The sequence below is a fragment of the Vibrio sp. 1557 genome, assembly GCF_033340175.1.
In the GTDB taxonomy this organism is placed as follows: domain Bacteria; phylum Pseudomonadota; class Gammaproteobacteria; order Enterobacterales; family Vibrionaceae; genus Vibrio; species Vibrio alginolyticus.
On sequence record NZ_JAWOVZ010000300.1, the window covers coordinates 1 to 1,021 of the forward strand.

The following is a 1,021-nucleotide window of genomic DNA, read 5'->3' on the forward strand; positions in this document are numbered from 1 at the left end:
ACAGTAAGTAGCCAAACTCATCACGATCGCCACCACCTGCACTTTGTTCGCGGATCTTGATACTCTTCATCCCCGGAATAACAGGCATCGCCTCACGCCAGCGTCGAGCAAGTTCAAAGGTATTGAACGGACGAATTTCCTCATCGACAAGCGGCACTAACACTCGTCCTTCGGTGCGGCTTCTATTGTAAGAAAGCACATCGCGAATCATACCTTGCCCATGATCAGCAATAGTTTGAGACTCGACCTCTTGCATGACACGCTCGATGGTTTTCAACGCTTCAATGGTTTGCTCACTGGAAACCGTGTCATTCATCTCGATAGTAATCGCAGGGTAATCCGTCGGTACTTTCGGGTTAGGGATAACACGCACATAGTTGGATTTAACCAATGCAGCACTGATCAGCAATAAACCACAGAACACAGCAAATACCGTCCAACGCCAATGCGTACAGGCTTTCACGAAGTTACGATAAGTGCCGTTTACAAAGCCGAAGAAACGTTGGTTGAAACGATCTCGCCATCCACCAGGTTTGACTGGTTTAAAATGGGTATGCGCCAAGTGCGCTGGTAGGATCAACTTTGATTCGATCAAACTGAAGATCAAACACAGAATCACGACACCAGCAATGCCGTAAAAGAAAGCGCTATCAATACCACTCGAAAGCAAGAATGGTGCGAATACAGCAATCGTTGTCAGAACACCAAATGTCGCTGGCGTAGCAACGCGTTTGACACCGCGTACCACGTTCTCGACACCGCCGCCCTTTTCTTCGATTTCACTGTACGCACTTTCTCCCATGACGATGGCGTCATCCACCACAATTCCGAGCACCATGATGAAAGCGAACAGCGAGACGATGTTCACTGTAATACCCAAAGCTGGCATCATCATTACCGCACCAAGGAAACACACTGGTAAGCCGATCATTACCCACATCGCCAAACGGAAACGTAAGAAAATCGTCAACATGATCGCAACAAGCACCGCGCCCTGCAGCAAGTTTTTCAGCATCATGTC

1 protein-coding gene is annotated in these 1,021 nt (G+C 48.3%); it reads right to left on the bottom strand.

Annotated features, from left to right (window positions below; all coding sequences use genetic code 11):
- Positions 1-1,021 (bottom strand): efflux RND transporter permease subunit (locus R7070_RS26635; RefSeq protein ID WP_318141578.1); only part of this gene is annotated, 1,021 nt, incomplete at both ends.